Here is a 16,446-nt window from a genome sequence, read left to right on the forward strand (position 1 = left end):
GCGCTCACGCGCCGGGCAGCAGCAGTTCGGCCAGGGCCGACAGTTGTTCGGGTGGCGCTTCCTTGCCGTATTTTTGCAGGTACAGGCGGCGGAAGATGTCGTCGGGCTGCAGCTGTGCCAACTGGTCGAGCGTCAGGTTCTCGGGCGCGCTGCTGCGCGCGGCGCTCGACGTTTCGATCTTCGCCAGGCGCACGTGCTTGCCGTCGAGCGCCGTTTCGATGCGCGTGCGCAGGCCCGGCTCTGGCGCATCGAGGCGCACGCGTACTTCCAGGAAGGGCTGCGCTTCCGCTGGCGCCGCGGGCACGTCGAGGGCGGCCAGCTGCGCCAGCACTTCGTTGATGGGCGCCGGCGTGGCGGGCACGCGCAGCAAGGGCACGGCGCGCGGCACTTCGATGGCGCGCACCTCAGTCAACTGCTCGCCATCGATATCGAGGCACAGCACCTGATGCCGATAATTCACCTCCGCGAACGACAGGGGAATCGGGCTGCCGCAGTAGCGGATGTGCTCCTGATCGCCCACGGCCTGCGCCTTGTGCAGATGGCCCAGCGCCGCATAGGCGATGGCGGTATCGAAAATCCCCGACGGCAGCATTTCCGTGCCGCCGATGACGATGCGGCGCTCGGAGTCGTTCGACATTTCGCCGCCCACCATGTGGCAGTGGCCCATGGCGACGATGGCTTGCCCGGGCTGGCGGCGCGCCAGCGCCAGGTCCGTCAATTGCCGGTACAGCAGGGTGATGCCGCCCAGGTAGGCGTCCTGCGTGTCGCCGGCCGGCAGTTTCGGCACGTCGCCGGGGCGCAAAAAAGGCACGGCCAGGCACCAGGCCTGCACTTGCCCGTCGCCGCCGGCGAGCGGCAGCAGCAGGCGTTCCAGGTCGATATTGCCTGCCTCGTCGCGCAGCAGATGGCCGATTACGTGGGTGCCATGCGCGGCCAGCAGGGGGCCGGGCGCTTCGAGCCGTCCCGCCGAATCGTGGTTGCCGGCGACCACGACCAGTTGCAGCGCGGGCAGGCGCGCGCGCGCCTGCTGCAGGAAGACATATAACTGCTTTTGCGAGGCGGCCGACGGGTTGGCGTTGTCGAATACGTCGCCCGCCACCAGCAGCACGTCGACTTGCTCCGTCACGAGCGTGTCGAGCAGCCAGTCGAGGAAGCACTGGTGTTCGTAGCCCCTTTCAAAATTGTGCAGGGTCTGGCCCAGATGCCAGTCGGAAGTGTGCAGCAGGCGCATGGTGTGGCAACGGTAGGGAGGACAGGCGCCAATATAGCAGGAATGATAGGGGTCAGACCCGTTGGGGGCATGTTTCCTGGTAGGGAACTTGCCGATCGCGAAGCGACTGACCCCAGCCTTCAGTTGGGCTTGCTCTCAACCATCAAGCCGTCAATGCGCCAGCTCTGTATGTATTGCGTCCATCCTGCTTGGCCTTGTACAGCAGCACGTCGGCGCGCTGCAGCAGCACGGCGGGGGAAATGTCTTCGTCGCGGTAGAAGGCCAGGCCGATGCTGGCCGAAATGCGCACGGTGATGCCGTCGAGCTCGAACGGCTGCTGCATGGCGGCGACGATTTTTTCCGCCAGCACGGCCGCGTCTTCTGGCCGGGTGATCTGTTCCATGATGATGGTGAATTCATCGCCGCCCAGGCGGGCGATGATGTCGGTGGCGCGCATGGTGTGCGTCAGGCGCTGGGCGAAGGCGCGCAGCAGGGCGTCGCCGGTGCCGTGGCCGTGCGTGTCGTTGACGGGCTTGAAGCGGTCGATATCCATGTACATGACGGCCATCAGGTGCTGCTGCTGGCGGCTCGCGTGCATGGCGTCGCTGAGTTTTTGCTGGAAGCCGGCGCGGTTCGACAGGCCTGTGAGCGCATCGACCTGGGCCAGCTTCAGCAGGCGCTGTTTTTCGCGCTTTTGCACGGTGATATCCTGGCGCATCACGTGAAAGCCCACCACCTGCAGCTTGTCTTCGCCGATCTGCGGGATGTAGATCACTTCCAGGCAGCGCTCGATGCCTTCCTTCTCGTCTTCTTCCTCGAAGCTCAGGGTTTCGCCGGCCAGCACTCTTTCGATATACGGCGCCACCGTGCGGTAGCGCGCTTCGCCCACCGTGTCGCGCACGCGCTTGCCCAGCGCCTGGCGGCCCGTCAGGCCGAATTCGCGTTCATAGGCGATGTTCAGGAAGCGGTAGACCTGGTCGGCGTCGATGTAGGCGATCATGGCTGGCAAGGTGTCGGCGATGGTGCGCAGGCGCGCTTCGCTTTCCAGCAGCGCCACTTCCGATTCGCGCAAGGTGGTGATGTCGTCCAGGGTTCCCACGTAGCCTTCGATCTTGCCGTCGATGAGGATGGGGGCAATTTTGACGGAGACCCAGACCAGCCGGCCGTCGCGCTGCAGGCAGCGCAAGGTGGACTGGAATGGCGCATGGCTGCGCGTCAGCTGTTCCAGCGCCACGTGCATCAGCGGATAGTCGCCCGGGTGCAGGGCGCTGGTCCAGCCGGCGCCCAGGGCGGCCGCGCGCGGCAAGCCCGTGATCGATTCAAAGGTGCGGTTGACATAGGTGCAGCGGCGCTGGCGGTCCAGGCGCACCAGGCCGAGCGGCGAGGCGTCGTTGACGGCGGCCAGTTCGGCCTGTTTCTGGCGCAGTTCCAGCTCTTGCTGGCGGCGCTGCGAGATATCCTCGGCGATGCACAGGATATGTTCGATCTGCTGGCGCTCGTCGAACACGGGCACGGAGACGGCGCGCAGGTAGCGCAGGCTGCCGTCCGCCAGGCGCAGCGGCTTTTCCGTATGGTCGATGACGCCGTGCTCGGCCAGGATGGCGCGGTCGTCCTCGGCATCGTGCAGGCCGAAGTCGGGCGGGAATGCCTGGCAATCGGTCTTGCCGATGACGTCGGCGGCCAGGTGGCCGGTGATGTCCTCGGCCGCCTTGTTCCACACTTCCATCTGGCCGAAGTTTTCCGGGCGCGCGCTTTTCACGTAGACCAGCACGGGCAAATGGTCGATCAGCGACTGCAGGAAGCTGCGGTTGTCCTGCAGCGCCAGTTCGTCGTGCTTGCGCGCGCTGATGTCGCGCGAAGTGACTGCCACGCCGTCGGTGATCGGCACCACCTGGTGGCGCAGCCAGCGCGTGCCGCCCGAGGCCAGCGGCAGCTCGAATTCATCTTCCAGCGGCTGGCCCGTTTCCATCACCAGCACGAAGCGCTGGAAGAAACGCTCGCCGCGCAGCAGCGGCATCTGCTGCAGCACGCGCTGGCCCAGCAGTTCGGAGCGCGGCTTGCCCAGCATGTCGGCGGCCCGCTCGTTGACGTCGGCGAAAATGAAGTCTTCCACCGGCTTGCCCGGGGCGGGGCGCCAGGCTTTCAGCAGCAGCACCGAGTCGAGGCTGCCGTGGTGCGCCGCGCGCAGCAGCGCCTGCGTTTCCGTTGCCTGGCGGATGCTGCGGCGCAGGCGTGCGCTCTGGCGCATCAGCAGGGCCGTAAAGCCGGCGATGAGCACGCTGGCGGCGAGCAGCGCGCCCACATACAACAGGCGGCGGTGTTCAAAGCGGGCCAGGGCAACGGCGCGGCTCACGCCCACCACGGCCAGCAGCGGGTAGCGCGGCAGCTCGCGGTAGCTGTAGATGCGCGGCGTCGCGTCGACGGGCGGCTCGATCAGCAGTTCCTCGGGGGCGTGCCGCGGCGGACCCGGCATGCGGAAGTCGATGCGGTCGCTGAGGATCAATTGCTCGCCGATGCGGCCCACCGTCAGGCCGCTGTCGCGCGCCACCAGCATCAGCGCGCCATGCTCGTCGAGGTTCAGGCGGTCGTAGTCGTCGACAAAATACGTGGGGTCGACGTGGATGACGATGGCGCCGGCAAAGCGGCCCCGCGCATCGTTCAGGCGGCGCGCCAGGCGGATGGTCCAGCGCTTGCCGTCCGCGTCGAGCATCGGTGTGTCGACCAAAACCGTGTCGGATGCATTGGCGGCCAGCGCCCTGAAAAATGGCTGCGCGGCCAGGTTTTCCGGCAGATAGGCGTGGGCGCTGTCGATGACGTTGCCATGCGCGTCGATGAGGGCGATCGGCAGTTCCAGCTTCGATGGCAGCACGCTGTCGAGCAGGCCCTGGCGGCGCGTGAATTCATTGAGGCGCAGGCCGCCGTCCGTTTCCTCGTATTTGAGCTTGAACAATTGCGTGGCATGGTCGGTCTGGCGCAGCGTGAAACTGGTATGGTCGGCCAGGGTACGCGCCAGCGACTGGCTCGCGGCCACGGCGTCGCGCACGGCGCTGGCCCGCTCCTGGCCCACCTGATAGTAGACGGCCGCCCACAGCGCCAGCAGCAGGATGAGCGCGAACAGGGGCACCAGACTGATGCGGTACAGGCGGCGGGCAAGGCGTTGCAGGGGTCTCGTTATCGCTATCACGGGCGCTTGCAGGCTAGATTCATGGAAAAAGGGAGGGGCGGCGTGGCGCGCATGATAGCCGAAATCGGCTGCCTTGCGCATAAGCCCGTCGCCGCCACGCCCATCGTCTGTTCGCGGTCTGTCGCTGGGCTTATTTTGCGTTAAATCAAGTATCTGTGGTGCCGCGCACGCTAAAAAAGGTGCGCCGGTGGCGACACGGGCTGGCGGCGTGGCAGAAAAAGTACAATTGCGCCCCCATCCTCATTAAAATGGATGCTTCTACCTCCCATATCGAAAGTTGTCATGCAGAGTAAAAAGCCCGATGCGGCACGGCTGGACAAGATCGTGGCCGAAGCGCGCCGCGCCGCCGACCAGCGCGAGAGCGGCTACCGCGAGCGCTCGCTGAAGATGTATCCGTGGGTCTGCGGCCGCTGCATGCGCGAATTTACGCGTGCCAACGTGCAGCAGCTGACCGTGCACCACCGCGACCACAACCACGACAACAATCCGCCCGATGGCAGCAACTGGGAACTGCTGTGCCTTTATTGCCACGACAATGAGCACTCGCGCTACCTGGAAGCGGACCGTGGCGCGGGCTTGCTGTCGGCCGAGGTGGCGCCGGCCACGCACAATCCGTTTGCCGCGCTGGCGGGCCTGATCAAGAAAAAGGACTGAGCGGGCCGCGCCGCTTCCCCATGCGCATCTTGCTGACCGAAGACGACCCGCAGCTGGGCCGCGCCACGCAGATCGGCCTGGAGCAGGGCGGCTATGCCGTCGACTGGGTCACGAGCGCCGAACACGCGCACACGGCCGTGCGTCTCCACGACTATGGCTGCATCCTGCTCGACCTGGGCTTGCCCGGGCAGGACGGCATGCAGGCGCTGGGCGTGCTGCGCGATAACGGCTACAGCGGCGCCGTGCTGGTCGTCACGGCGCGCGACACGGTGGGCGAGCGCATCGCCGGCCTCGACGCGGGCGCCGACGACTTCATCGTCAAGCCGTTCGACCTCGACGAACTGGCCGCGCGCATCCGCAGCGCCTGCCGCCGCGCCGCGGGCCGCCTGCGCGAGCACCTCGTGCACGGCGACCTTGTGCTCGATATCGCGGACCGGCAGGTGACGCAAGGGGGATTGCCCGTGATGCTGACAGTGAAGGAATTTCGCATCCTGCAACTGCTGCTGGAACACGGCGGGCGCGTGCTGAGCCGGGAGCAGCTGGAGAAAAACCTGTACAGCTGGGGCGGCGAGGTGGAAAGCAATGCCGTGCAAGTGCATATCCACCACCTGCGCAAGAAGCTGGGGCGCGACTTGATACGCACCGTGCATGCGATCGGTTATTGCATCGACAAGCCGAAAGCGGCCTGACAAAGAAAACGGGCCGCCCTGAGGCAGCCCGTTGTGCTCTATGGCTGGTCAGCCATCAACTCATCAGAAATCGACGGTGGCCGACAGCCACAGACGGCGTCCGTCCAGGCTGTTGACATAGCGGTTGGCGTAGGTCAAGGTCGGCGCCGATGAACCACGGTACGGCTGGTAGTCGATGAAGTCCTTGTTGAGCAGGTTGTACACGGCCGCGTTCAATGTCACGCGCTTGTTCAGCTGGTAGCTGGTGCCCAGGTGCAGCATGGTGTAGCCCTTGTAGTCGCCCAGCGCGGCCTTGGCGGCGCGCGTGGAAGCCGAGGTGCCCGGATCGCGGAAGCGCTCGCTGCGGTATTCGGCGCGCAGCCAGCCATTCCATTCGCGCGAGATATCCCACGACAGGCGCGCATTGACGGCGTGCTTGGGTGTGTCGCTCAGCGGCTTGCCCGCGTTGCTGCCACTCTTCTGTTCGCTTTCCGTGTACGTGTAGTTGGCGCTGGCCGACAAGGTCTTGCCCAGCGGGAAGCGCGTGTTCAGCTCGACGCCGCGCGTGACGGCCTCATCCACGTTGACGGACTGGCCAAACGCATCGACGTTGGGCCAGTTGCCGAAGCTGACGCAGCCTGGACGGTTCGGCGATGGACGGTAGTCACAGTTGACGAGACCGGTGCCCGTCGTGATCTTGTCCTTGAATTCGTTGTTGAACAGGGAGCCGCTGGCCGTCCAGCCGGCCAGGTTGTCGAAGTAGGTGCCGATTTCCGTCGTCGTGCTCGTTTCCGGCTTCAATTCCGGGCTGCCGACGAGGGGGATCGTGCCCTGGCCGCCGAAACCGTTGATGCCGGGCGACAGTTGCTCCACGCGCGGCGTCTTGTAGCCCTTGCTGACGCCGCCCTTGACGGTCCAGCTCGGCGTCACGTTCCACACGGCATACGCACGGGGGCTGGTCTGGCCGCCGAAGATGCTGTGATCGTCATAGCGGGCGCCAAAGGTCAGCGCGACGTTCTCCAGCACCTGCCATTCGTCTTCCACGAACAGGGCTTTTTGCGTGAACTCGAATTTTTTCGGCGCCACGCCGTCCGTCATTTCCGCCTTCCACCACTGCGCGCCGATGGTCGCCATGTGCTTGCCTAATGGCATGACCAGCTTGGTGTCGAACACCTGGCTTTCCACTTCCAGCGTGCGCGCGCTGCCGGCGACGGCGCCGGGCGTGCCTGGCGGGATCGTGCGGCCCAGGGTTTCCGTCTTGTTCACCATATAGCTGCTGTCCACAGTGCCGAAGCCGAAGCGGCCCGTGTGTGACAGGGTCCACTGGTCGCGCTTGTATTTTTGTTCCGGGCCGTAGCCGCCCTGTACGGTCTTGGTGCCGAGCTGGCCGTTCGAATTGTCGTAGGTCTGGCGGCCCGCGTCCGCGTCGAGGATGACGGTGTGGTAGCGGTTCGGCGTGAAGGCCAGGCGCGCGCCAAAGTTTTCGATGTCCGCACGCACGGGGTTCGCGCCCATGCTGGCTGCCGTACTTCCGCCGGCCGCATTCGGGGAGCGGATATCGGCCGCGTCGCGGCGCTGCTTGCTGCCGCGCAGGGACAGGCCCAGCAGGTCGGTGGCGATGGGGCCGCTCAGGTAGAAGCGGCCGCTTTTCACGTCGCCGAAGTCCGATTCCTGCTGCACGGTGTAGTCGGCCGAGACGGAGCCCATCCACTGCTTGCCCACCTTGCGCGTGATGATGTTGATCACGCCGCCCATGGCGTCCGAGCCGTACAGGGTCGACATGGGGCCGCGGATGATCTCGATGCGCTCGATGGCGGCCAGCGGCGGCATGAAGCTCGTTTGCGTGCCGCCGAAGCCGTTCGGCGTGACATTGCCGGCCGCGTTCTGGCGCCGTCCGTCGATCAGCACCAGCGTGTAGTCGCTGGGCATGCCGCGGATGCTGATGTTCATGCCGCCCGTCTTGTCGCCCGCCGCGCCCACGTCGATGCCTTCCACGCTTTCCAGCGCCTGCGTCAGGTTGCCGAAACGCTCCTTCGACAGTTCCTGGCGCGTCAGCACCGTGATCGAGGCGGGCGCCTGCTTGATGTCCTGCTCGAAACCGGAAGCGGAGACCACCACTTCCGGCATGCTGGCAGGCGCGCCCGTCTGGGCGTGCGCCGGCAGGCAGGACAGGGCGGCCACGGCCAGGGCCAGGGTGGTGGGACGCGGCAGGGGCGCGCGGCGGGTGCTGTTGGACATGCAAACTCCTGATGGTGGATGAGTTATTGGTGTGTGTTGCTGTGCAAGCTAATGGGAATCATTGAGGCAATAAGAATCATTTACAATTGCGGACATGGCATCCCAAAAAATATTTCGCTCCGGATCTTGCGCAGAAGTTCTTAAGAGATTCTTAACGGCTGGCGGCGGCGTGAAAACCTGGTCCTTGCGGCGCACCCTGCTGGCCGTGCTGCTGGGCCTGACCCTGGCCCTGTGGGTGGGCAGCGCCGCCATCGTGTACGTGGAAGCGCGCCGCGAAAGCCAGGAATTGTTCGACCAGTCGCTGATCGAGACGGGCCATCTGCTGCTGTCGCTGGTGGAAAAGGATGCGCGCAAACACGGCTTGACGGGGCCGATCGACGTGCCGCTGCGCGGCCATCCGAATCCCCATCAGTATTTGCTGTTCAAGGTGCGCGACGCGCAGCAGCGCGTGCTGTACCGCAATGACGCGGCGTCCGATATCGCCCTGTCGCGCAGCGCGCCGGACGGCCTGTCCTGGACCAGCATCGGCGGCCAGCGCTGGCGGTTGTTTTCGCTGTGGGACCCGCAGCGCACTTTGCAACTGCTGGTGGCCGAGCCGACCAGCCACCGCGACGACATCAGCCGCGGCTTCTTTTACCGCATCGCGCTGTTCGGCCTGCTGCTGGTGGCGCTGGCCACGATCGCCATCTGGTGGAGCATCCACCGCGTGTTTCGCGTGCTGCAGGCGTCGGCCGATGAAGTGTCGGCGCGCACGCCCGATGAACTGGCCGACGTCAGGCTGGCGGGCGCGCCCGCCGAACTGCATCCGCTGCTGCTGGAAATAAACCGCCTGTTCGGCAGGGTGCGGCAAAGCCGCGACAACGAGCAGCGCTTCACGGCCGATGCGGCGCACGAGCTGCGCACGCCGCTGGCCGCCATCAAAACCAATCTGCAAGTGCTGCAGCGGGCCCGCAGCGCGGACGAACGCGAGGAATTCATCGCCGCCCTGGGCGCCAGCGTGGAGCGCGCCACGCGCCTCGTCAACCAGCTGCTGGCGCTGGCGCAGCTCGATCCGCAGTCGCAAGCGGAGACAGCGCTGGCGCCGGGCGACCTGGCGCACTTGCTGGCGCAGCAGGGCGCGCAATGGCAGGCGCTGGCCGCGCAGTACGGGCTGTCGCTAAGCGTGAACATGGCGCCGGCGCCGTGCGCGCTGCATGCGGACAGCCTGCAGCTGCTGCTGCGTAACTTGGTCGAGAATGCGCTGCGCTACACGCCTACACCGGGTTTTGTGGCCGTCAACTGCGGCGTGGAGGAGGGGCGCAGCTATCTGCGCGTGGCCGACACGGGGCCCGGCATCGCGCCAGAACTGCACGAGCGCGTGTTCGAACGCTTCGTGCGCCTGGGCGGCGGACAGCTGCCCGGCAGCGGCCTGGGGCTGTCCATCGTGCGCCGCATCGCCGAACGGCATGGCGCGCACATCATCCTTGGCGAAGGGCTGCAGGGCAGGGGGCTGGCGGTGACGGTCGTGTTTCCATGACGGCCCCGCCAGGGCAAGCTGCTTAGACCGACTTTACAGCGACTTGAGGAAAGCCAGCAGCGTCTCGCGGTCCGTCTTCGACAGATTCTCGAAACGCTGGCGCGCCTTGGTCCCTTCGCCGCCGTGCCACAGGATCGCTTCCGTCAGGCTGCGCGCGCGGCCGTCATGCAGGTAGCCGGCCTTGCCGCCATTGCCCATGACTTTTTCCGTGTAGCCGATGCCCCACAGGGGCGCCGTGCGCCACATGCTGCCTTGCGCCTGGCCTTCCTTGAAGGTGTCGGCCAGTTCGGGGCCCATATCATGCAGCAGCAGGTCGGTGTACGGGCGGATGGTCTGGTTGCGCAGTTCCGCGAACAGATGTCCCGCACCGGTCTTCATTTCCACCGTGTGGCAGGCGGCACAGCGCATGCCCTGGAACAGCTTCGAACCGGCGGCCACCTGCTGCGGGTCGACCTTGAGTTCCTCGATCGGCGCCACGCCTTTCGGGAAGCCGCTGGCGATGCTGCGCTGGGCCGGCACGGCCACCAGGGCCAGGTATTGCGTGATCGACTGCAGGTCCGCTTCCGAGATGCCCGGCTGGACGCCGCCCGCCGCGCAGGCCACCGGCCCCGCCGTGCAGGCGCGGTTGCGGTACACGGGCGAGGTGACGGCCATGTCCAGCAGCAGCGCGTCGGCGGCCTGGTGGCGCAAGGTGGCTTTCGCGGCCTTCCAGCCGAAGCGGCCCAGGCGCACGGCGCCCGTCTCCGGTTCATACACATAGTTGGGCAGGCCCATGACGCCGTCGGCATCCGGCGTGCTGCGCGCACGCGCCAGGATGTCGGCTTCCGGCACGGCTTCCAGCAGGCCCGTACCGATCATTGGCGGCGCCGCGCGTAGCGAGACGATTTGCGGCACCGGGCCTTCGAAGGCCAAGGTCGGCTTGCGCAGTTCGACCTGCGTGCCATCGGCCAAGGTAGTCTTGCGTGTCGTAAAACCGCCCACGCTGACGCTGTTGCCCCAGTTTTGCGGCACGCCGGACGGTGACACGGCATTCATCTGGATCGCCGTGCCGTATTGCGGATGCGGCACCTGCTGGCCCGCCGCATTGATGCTGGCGACGCGCACGGCCATCGTGTCGAGGCGCTGGTTCATGGCCATCGGCGCGGGGCTGCGGCCATTGTTGACGTGGCAGGCGATGCAGGCCGACTGGCCGTAGCGCTGTCCCTGCAGGCCGACGGCGGGCGCGTAGCGGTCGTTGCCGCCTTCGTTGTGCTCGCCGGTGGTGAAGTTGGTGTGCACAAGGCGGCGGCCCTCGACAAAGCGCTGCATGTTCTGCATGCCGATGTTGTTGTGCGGCTGCTGGAACATGAACAGGGCGTTGTCCGAGTAGTTATACGACACGGAACCGAGGCCGCCGGACAGCGTTTCTTCCGGCAGGGGCACGCCATTGAGGCGCGGCTGCACGCCATACCACGGCCGCAGTCCCGCGCCTACCACATACGTCCATTCGTACGAGTAGTAGCGGATGCCGCCATCATCGCCTTTCGATGCCATCGCGGCGGTGGTGGAGAACATCGATGGCGACACTTCGATGATGTCGCCAGCCGTCAGCGCGCGCGCCTTGACGTCGGTGCCATTCGGCATGCCGCCGGCATCGAGGCCGCCATGGCCCGGGTACTCCTTGATCAGCAAGGTGCAGGCGCCGTTGATGCCGTTGGCGTTCGTCAGCCTGTCGTTGGCCGGATAGGCCATCGGCTTGCAGACGGGGACGTTGCGGTCCACCAGTTCGCCGGGCGACATCCAGCCATAGCCCGTCACGCCGGGACGGTCGAAGCCGCGGAAGAAGGCCACGCCGCCGGACAGGAAATCGACGGTGGTGTACTGGTTGACGATCAGCGTAGGCTTGGTGACGCCGCGGACCTTGCTGTTGTCGATGATTTCCACGCCCCAGGTGCGGTTCTTGAAGTACTGCGGCACGAAAGTGAGGTAATTGCCCGGACCCTTGTCCTGCGGCAGGCCCGTGACGGGATCGACCGTTTCATTCGGACCGTAGCCGATCTCATTCCATTCCTCGCCCCGCTCGCGGCCATGGCGCGCCAGGCCGCGCGCGCCGAAGCGCGTCACCAGCGTGCCGTCGGCAAGCGTGAATTGCAGGCTTTCCAGCGGCTGCGCGGCGGCGGGCAGCGGTGTCCAGTCGGCGCCGTTGGCGGGGAATTTCAGCGCCGACGTCGCGGTCGACGGCAGGCTGTTGTCGCTGCCCGGCGTCTTGAAGCTCACTTCCAGCAGCGAATAGCCATACTGCGTGGCGCGCGCCACGCCCTGCAGGCGGATGTAGCGGGCATGGATGCCCAGGTTGAAGAATTCCTCGGTGCCGCCGTGGCCATTGCTCACGTAGCGCACTTGCGACCAGTTCTGCCCGTCGTCGGACACCTGCAGCGCGTACTGCTTGCCGTACGCGTTTTCCCACAGCAGTTTCATGTAGCCGACGGGCGTCTTCGCGCCGAAGTCGAACTGTATCCAGGCGCCGTCCTCGAACTTGCTGGCCCAGCGCGTGCCCGTCTTGCCGTCGATCGCCATGGCGGCCGACATGCCGGCGTTTTCCACGGGAGAGGAAGTGGCGGCCACGGGCGAGATGGCCACGCCGGGCTGCCCCGGATCGATGGTGACCGGGGGCGGTTCGGTGACGGGCGGCGTCACGGGCGGCAGTACGGGTGTGCCCGAAAATGCCTGGATTTCAAAGATGGAGTAACCATACTGGCCCGCGCGTTTGACGCCCTGCATGCGCAGGTAGCGACCTTGCGCGTCGAACCCCGTGATGTCCTCGATGCCGCCCTTGCTGTCGCTGACGTTCTGGATGGTGGTCCAGTGCGTATTGTCGTCCGATACCTGCAGCAGGTAGGCGCTGGCGTGCGCGTTTTCCCAGGCGATATGCACGCGCGTGATGCGCTGCGAGATGCCGAAATCGAGGGTCAGGTATTCATTGTCGGAGAACGCGCTGCCCCAGCGCGTGCCGTCGTTGCGGTCGATCGCGGCGCTGGCCGACAGGTCGCCCCGTTCCGCCGAGCTGGCCGTGGCGGCGACTGGCGTCAGTGCCGTTTCGGCCGATGCCTGCGCCAGCAGGTGCTGGGCCATGGCGGGCGTGGCCGGCTTGTCGCCGCCACCGCCGCATGCCGCCAGCAGCAGGGCCACGGCCAGCGGCAGGCGCCGCCTGGAAAAGTGGATAAAGCCGGCCTGGTGCTGCCGGGGCCGAAGCAGGGATGTGTGCATGCGATCTTCCTTGTTTTTATTGGTTATGCGAGATTGGTCAGACGGGCTACCTCCGCATCCCCGCCTATGGTGTTGCGCGTGCTTCACCGCCACGGCAGCGCCTTGCGGGGCAAAGATAGGGGAACAATTTAATTGCCTTATGGCAATATTATTCTTAAGTTATAGAAGCGCATGAGGCATGTCAAGAAGTCTCGTGCGCTTGTCATCAACTGTTCATATAGCCCGGGTTTTTTGCACTATGCTGGTGCGCAAGGTGAGTAAAAATGTGCGAAAGCATGAATAAAATTGGCTATGTCACCGTTAGATGTGGAAATGCACCCAGCGTTGCTTTCAACAGCGTTTCCGGTGAACGGATACGCCTGGCGTCGAGTATCCAACGCCATCCCAGATAGTTCGGCAGGTAGCGCGTCGCCACGCCGTGAAACGGCCCCATCCATTGTCGCAAACGGCTGTGATAGGCGTTGACGTTCTGCACGTGGGCGGCGCCCTGCACGCGGATGCCGGCGCGCAGGTTGACGGCCTGGTGGCTGATCCCCGCTTCCCTGGCGAAGGCCCGATAGGCTGCATGACCATCGGTGACCAGCAGCACATCCTTGTCGATGGCGGGCAACAAACAGTGATGCAACTGCGCCTTGGTTAGCGCTCCTTTTCCCGTGACGAAATCGAGGGTCTGTCCCGTACGGTCGCGCGCCACCAGGATGCAGACCTGTTCGTTCGATATGCCGCGTTTATGGGCATGGCCGCCCCGGCGGCGGGGCGGACGCGTCATGTTTCTGGATCCCTTTTCCGATTCCAGCAGATATAACTCGTCTGCCTCGGCGATGCCGTGCAGGCCATGCGGCCGGTCCGTCTTTGCCAACGACAAAAAACGGTGGCGCCAGCGAAACGTGGTATTGCGGTGTACGCCCAGCTGTAACGCCGCCTTGCGCACGGAATCCGATGCCAGCAGACAATCGGCGTAATCGAGCCACAAGGTCTTGTGGCGCAGGTGCGCCAGCGGCGTGCCCGTCAAGGCGTTGAAGGTGCGGCCGCAGGGCACGCAACGGTAGCGCTGCAGTCCGTGCGCATGACCATGCCGGTGCAGGTGCGCCGAGCCGCAGGCGGGACAGGCCAATCGCGGCTGCGCCACATTTTCCAGCAGCGCGACGGTCGCGTCGTGTGGCGCGTTGCCATGCAGCAGGGCAATGCCTGCCTGCCGCTGGCGTCTGCTCAAACGAGCAAACTGCGCAATCAAGGTGATCCATTCGGCTGACCGCATGATCTGCTCCTGCAGGGTAAGTATGCAGAGTCAGACAAGACATCCAAGGGAAGATTCCGGCATTTCCCCTACTTGCCGATGACAGAGCCATAAAATTCAAGAAAAAAATGCATGGTGCGCGACGGGAATGCGGTATCTTCCTGAAATGCCTGCCGCCGACGCGTCCCCTTTTTTTGAGGAAGAACTGACCTTGCCGATTCCGCCCGCCGCACCGATACTCGCGCCCCTCTCCCTGGCCGCCGCGCGCGCCTTGCACCTGGCCGCACAGGGCTTGCTGCAGGCGCGGCGTAAAAAGGCCGTGAAGGCCGACGTGCTGGCCGCCATCCGCCAGATGGGCGTGCTGCAGATCGACACCATCCATGTGGTGGCGCGCAGCCCGTATCTGGTGCTGTGGAGCCGGCTGGGCGACTATCCGCAGCCGTGGCTCGAGCAATTGCTGGCCGAGGGCGCGCTGTTCGAATACTGGGCGCATGAAGCGTGCTTTGTGCCCATTGAAGACTATGGCTTGTACCGCCACCGCATGCTGGACCCGGCCGCCATGGGCTGGAAATACTCCGTCAAATGGATGGCCGAACAGGGCGAAGCCGTCGCTTCCGTGCTCGAACATATCCGCGCCAACGGCGCCGCGCGCTCGGCGGACTTTGAACGCACGGATGGCCAGGCGGGTGGCTGGTGGAGCTGGAAGCCGGAAAAGCGCTCGCTCGAAGTACTGTTTACATCGGGCGTGCTGATGATCGCCAAACGCCATCAGTTCCAGCGCTATTACGACCTGGCCGAACGGGTGCTGCCGGGTTGGCACGACGGCTTGCTGCCGCCGGAAGAGCAGGTGCGCCGGCGCCTGCTGCTGGCCAGCGTGAAGGCGCTGGGCCTGGCGCGCGCCAGCTGGATCAGCGACTACTTCCGCACCAAACAGTCGCGCGCCAGCCTGGCGCACGATTTGCAGGCGCTGGTGGACGAGGGTACGCTGCTGCGCTGCACGGTCGATGGCTGGATGGACGCCGTGTACGTGCATGCCGATCACGCGGAACTGGCGCGCGCGGCGGCCGCCGGCAAGCTGGCGCCCACCCTGACGACGATATTGTCGCCGTTCGACCCCGTCGTCTGGGACCGCCGCCGCGCGCTGGAATTGTTCGGTTTTGACTACCGGCTCGAATGCTATACGCCCGCTGAAAAACGCCGCTACGGCTACTTCACCTTGCCGATCTTGCGCCGTGGCGCGCTCGTGGGACGTCTGGACGCCAAGGCGCACCGTGCGCAGGGGCGCTTCGAAATCAAGTCGCTGGCGCTGGAAGACGGCGTGCGCGTCATTCCCCGCCTGGTGCAGGACGTGGCTGGCGCCGTGCGGCGCCTGGCGCTCTGGCATGCCTGCCCGGATATCGAGATAGTTCAGGCGCAGCCGGCAGCCTTCGGTGCGCTGCTGGCCGAGGCGCTGCACGATGGCGGCGCCGCCGCAAGGCAGGCCGCATGATGCTGCCGCCGGCTCCGCCCACACTGCTCGATGCCGACGGCCAGCCATGCTTCGGCCGCTACACGGGCCAGCTGGACGCCTTCGACTGGGCCGCGCTGGCGCCGCCCTATGCGCGCGGCGGTCTCTGGCGCCTGTTCCACCACAAGCGCTGGCATTACGTGGCCCTGTCGACACCTGCCGTGTTCTGCGGCGTGGCCATCGTCGACCTGGGCTGGACCAGCACGGCCTTCGCGTATGCCTTCGACCGCCACAAGGGCAAGATCGTGGCCAGCTTTTCGCAGGATGGCATCCCCGGCCTGTGCGCATCGGTGGCGCCGCATGCGGGCGTCAGCAGCCGTTTCCGTTTTTTGTCGCAAAAAATCAGCATCGAGGCCCAGCCCCAGCAGCGCTACCGTTTGCGGCTCGATTGCGGCCATTTCGGCATCGATGCGGAATGCGGCCCGCCCGTGGCGCCCACCCTGCTGGCCATCGGCCCTGTGGGCGAGGGGGGCAGCGTGCATGCGACGCAAAAGTCGGGCGGCTTGCCCTTGTGGGGCACCGTGCGCTGCGGCGCCGTCGGCTACAGTTTGGACGACGGCGTGGCCAGCTTCGATTATTCGAACGGACTGCTGGCGCGCGAGACGGAGTGGCGCTGGGCTTCGGCGCACAGCCTGGACCTCGGTTTCAATCTGCAGGCCGGCTATTTCGGCGCGCATGAAAACGCGCTGTGGCTCGATGGCCAGCTGTATCCGCTGGGCCGCGCGCATTTCGATTTCAATCCCGACAATCCGCTGGCGCCGTGGCATGTGTGGACGGACGACGATTTGCTCGACCTGCACTTCAAGCCGGAAGGCGCGCGGCGCGAAGACAAGAACCTGTGGATCGCCGCCAGCCGCTACATCCAGCCCATCGGCACGTTCAGCGGCTGGGTGCGCACCAGCGCGGAGTCTCCCAAGCGCATCGTGGCGCAGCTGGCGGGCGTCACGGAAAGCCACCGTTCGCGCTGGTAGGCGCGTGATTTTTTG

At 65.7% G+C, this 16,446-nt stretch carries 10 protein-coding genes; 5 read left to right on the forward strand and 5 right to left on the reverse strand.

Annotated features, from left to right (window positions below):
* Positions 1–4: 4 nt before the first annotated feature.
* Positions 5–1,231, reverse strand: a complete 1,227-nt coding sequence (locus OPV09_RS11000; RefSeq protein WP_338681653.1) for an exonuclease SbcCD subunit D C-terminal domain-containing protein — start codon at positions 1,229–1,231, stop codon at positions 5–7.
* Positions 1,232–1,373: 142 nt separating this feature from the next.
* A complete protein-coding gene (locus OPV09_RS11005) occupies positions 1,374–4,475 on the reverse strand; it encodes a PAS domain-containing protein (RefSeq protein WP_338681654.1) in 3,102 nt (1,033 codons plus the stop codon).
* Between the two features lie 201 nt (positions 4,476–4,676).
* On the opposite strand from OPV09_RS11005, the gene OPV09_RS11010 reads away from it, so the two are divergent.
* Both OPV09_RS11010 and OPV09_RS11015 read left to right on the forward strand, forming a co-directional pair.
* On the forward strand, positions 4,677–5,048 hold the full coding sequence (locus OPV09_RS11010; RefSeq protein WP_034755042.1) for a YajD family HNH nuclease: 372 nt from the start codon (positions 4,677–4,679) through the stop codon (positions 5,046–5,048).
* Positions 5,049–5,068: 20 nt separating this feature from the next.
* Complete coding sequence (locus OPV09_RS11015) at positions 5,069–5,737, forward strand: response regulator (RefSeq protein WP_338681655.1); 669 nt, start codon at positions 5,069–5,071, stop codon at positions 5,735–5,737.
* A 63-nt stretch (positions 5,738–5,800) separates the two neighbouring features.
* Here OPV09_RS11015 and OPV09_RS11020 read toward each other — a convergent pair whose 3' ends face one another.
* Positions 5,801–7,954, reverse strand: coding sequence for a TonB-dependent receptor domain-containing protein (locus OPV09_RS11020; RefSeq protein ID WP_338681656.1), 2,154 nt, complete (start codon positions 7,952–7,954; stop codon positions 5,801–5,803).
* Between the two features lie 169 nt (positions 7,955–8,123).
* Between OPV09_RS11020 and OPV09_RS11025 the strand changes: the two genes are divergently transcribed.
* Entirely contained in the window at positions 8,124–9,470 is a 1,347-nt protein-coding gene (locus tag OPV09_RS11025; protein ID WP_338681657.1) for a sensor histidine kinase, read from the forward strand.
* 33 nt (positions 9,471–9,503) lie between these two features.
* Here OPV09_RS11025 and OPV09_RS11030 read toward each other — a convergent pair whose 3' ends face one another.
* A complete protein-coding gene (locus OPV09_RS11030; RefSeq protein ID WP_338681659.1) occupies positions 9,504–12,716 on the reverse strand; it encodes a di-heme oxidoredictase family protein in 3,213 nt (1,070 codons plus the stop codon).
* A 289-nt stretch (positions 12,717–13,005) separates the two neighbouring features.
* Positions 13,006–13,974: an IS1595 family transposase gene (locus OPV09_RS11035; RefSeq protein ID WP_338681661.1), complete on the reverse strand. Its 969-nt coding sequence runs from the start codon at positions 13,972–13,974 to the stop codon at positions 13,006–13,008.
* Between the two features lie 190 nt (positions 13,975–14,164).
* Between OPV09_RS11035 and OPV09_RS11040 the strand changes: the two genes are divergently transcribed.
* Positions 14,165–15,442 carry a winged helix-turn-helix domain-containing protein gene (locus OPV09_RS11040; protein WP_338681662.1) on the forward strand — a complete coding sequence of 426 codons (1,278 nt, stop codon included), beginning with the start codon at positions 14,165–14,167 and terminating at the stop codon, positions 15,440–15,442.
* Positions 15,439–16,431: a DUF2804 domain-containing protein gene (locus OPV09_RS11045; RefSeq protein ID WP_338681663.1), complete on the forward strand. Its 993-nt coding sequence runs from the start codon at positions 15,439–15,441 to the stop codon at positions 16,429–16,431. Before OPV09_RS11040 ends, OPV09_RS11045 begins: the two co-directional genes overlap by 4 nt.
* Positions 16,432–16,446: the final 15 nt, after the last annotated feature.

It is taken from the genome of Janthinobacterium sp. TB1-E2, from assembly GCF_036885605.1.
Lineage (GTDB): Bacteria > Pseudomonadota > Gammaproteobacteria > Burkholderiales > Burkholderiaceae_D > Janthinobacterium > Janthinobacterium aestuarii.

Coding starts and splice junctions, on each gene's coding strand:
- OPV09_RS11000 (WP_338681653.1), bottom strand. CDS start 1,231: ATGCGCCTGCTGCACACTTCCGACTGGCATCTGGGCCAGACCCTGCAC.
- OPV09_RS11005 (WP_338681654.1), bottom strand. CDS start 4,475: ATGCGCAAGGCAGCCGATTTCGGCTATCATGCGCGCCACGCCGCCCCT.
- OPV09_RS11010 (WP_034755042.1), top strand. CDS start 4,677: ATGCAGAGTAAAAAGCCCGATGCGGCACGGCTGGACAAGATCGTGGCC.
- OPV09_RS11015 (WP_338681655.1), top strand. CDS start 5,069: ATGCGCATCTTGCTGACCGAAGACGACCCGCAGCTGGGCCGCGCCACG.
- OPV09_RS11020 (WP_338681656.1), bottom strand. CDS start 7,954: ATGTCCAACAGCACCCGCCGCGCGCCCCTGCCGCGTCCCACCACCCTG.
- OPV09_RS11030 (WP_338681659.1), bottom strand. CDS start 12,716: ATGCACACATCCCTGCTTCGGCCCCGGCAGCACCAGGCCGGCTTTATC.
- OPV09_RS11035 (WP_338681661.1), bottom strand. CDS start 13,974: ATGCGGTCAGCCGAATGGATCACCTTGATTGCGCAGTTTGCTCGTTTG.
- OPV09_RS11045 (WP_338681663.1), top strand. CDS start 15,439: ATGATGCTGCCGCCGGCTCCGCCCACACTGCTCGATGCCGACGGCCAG.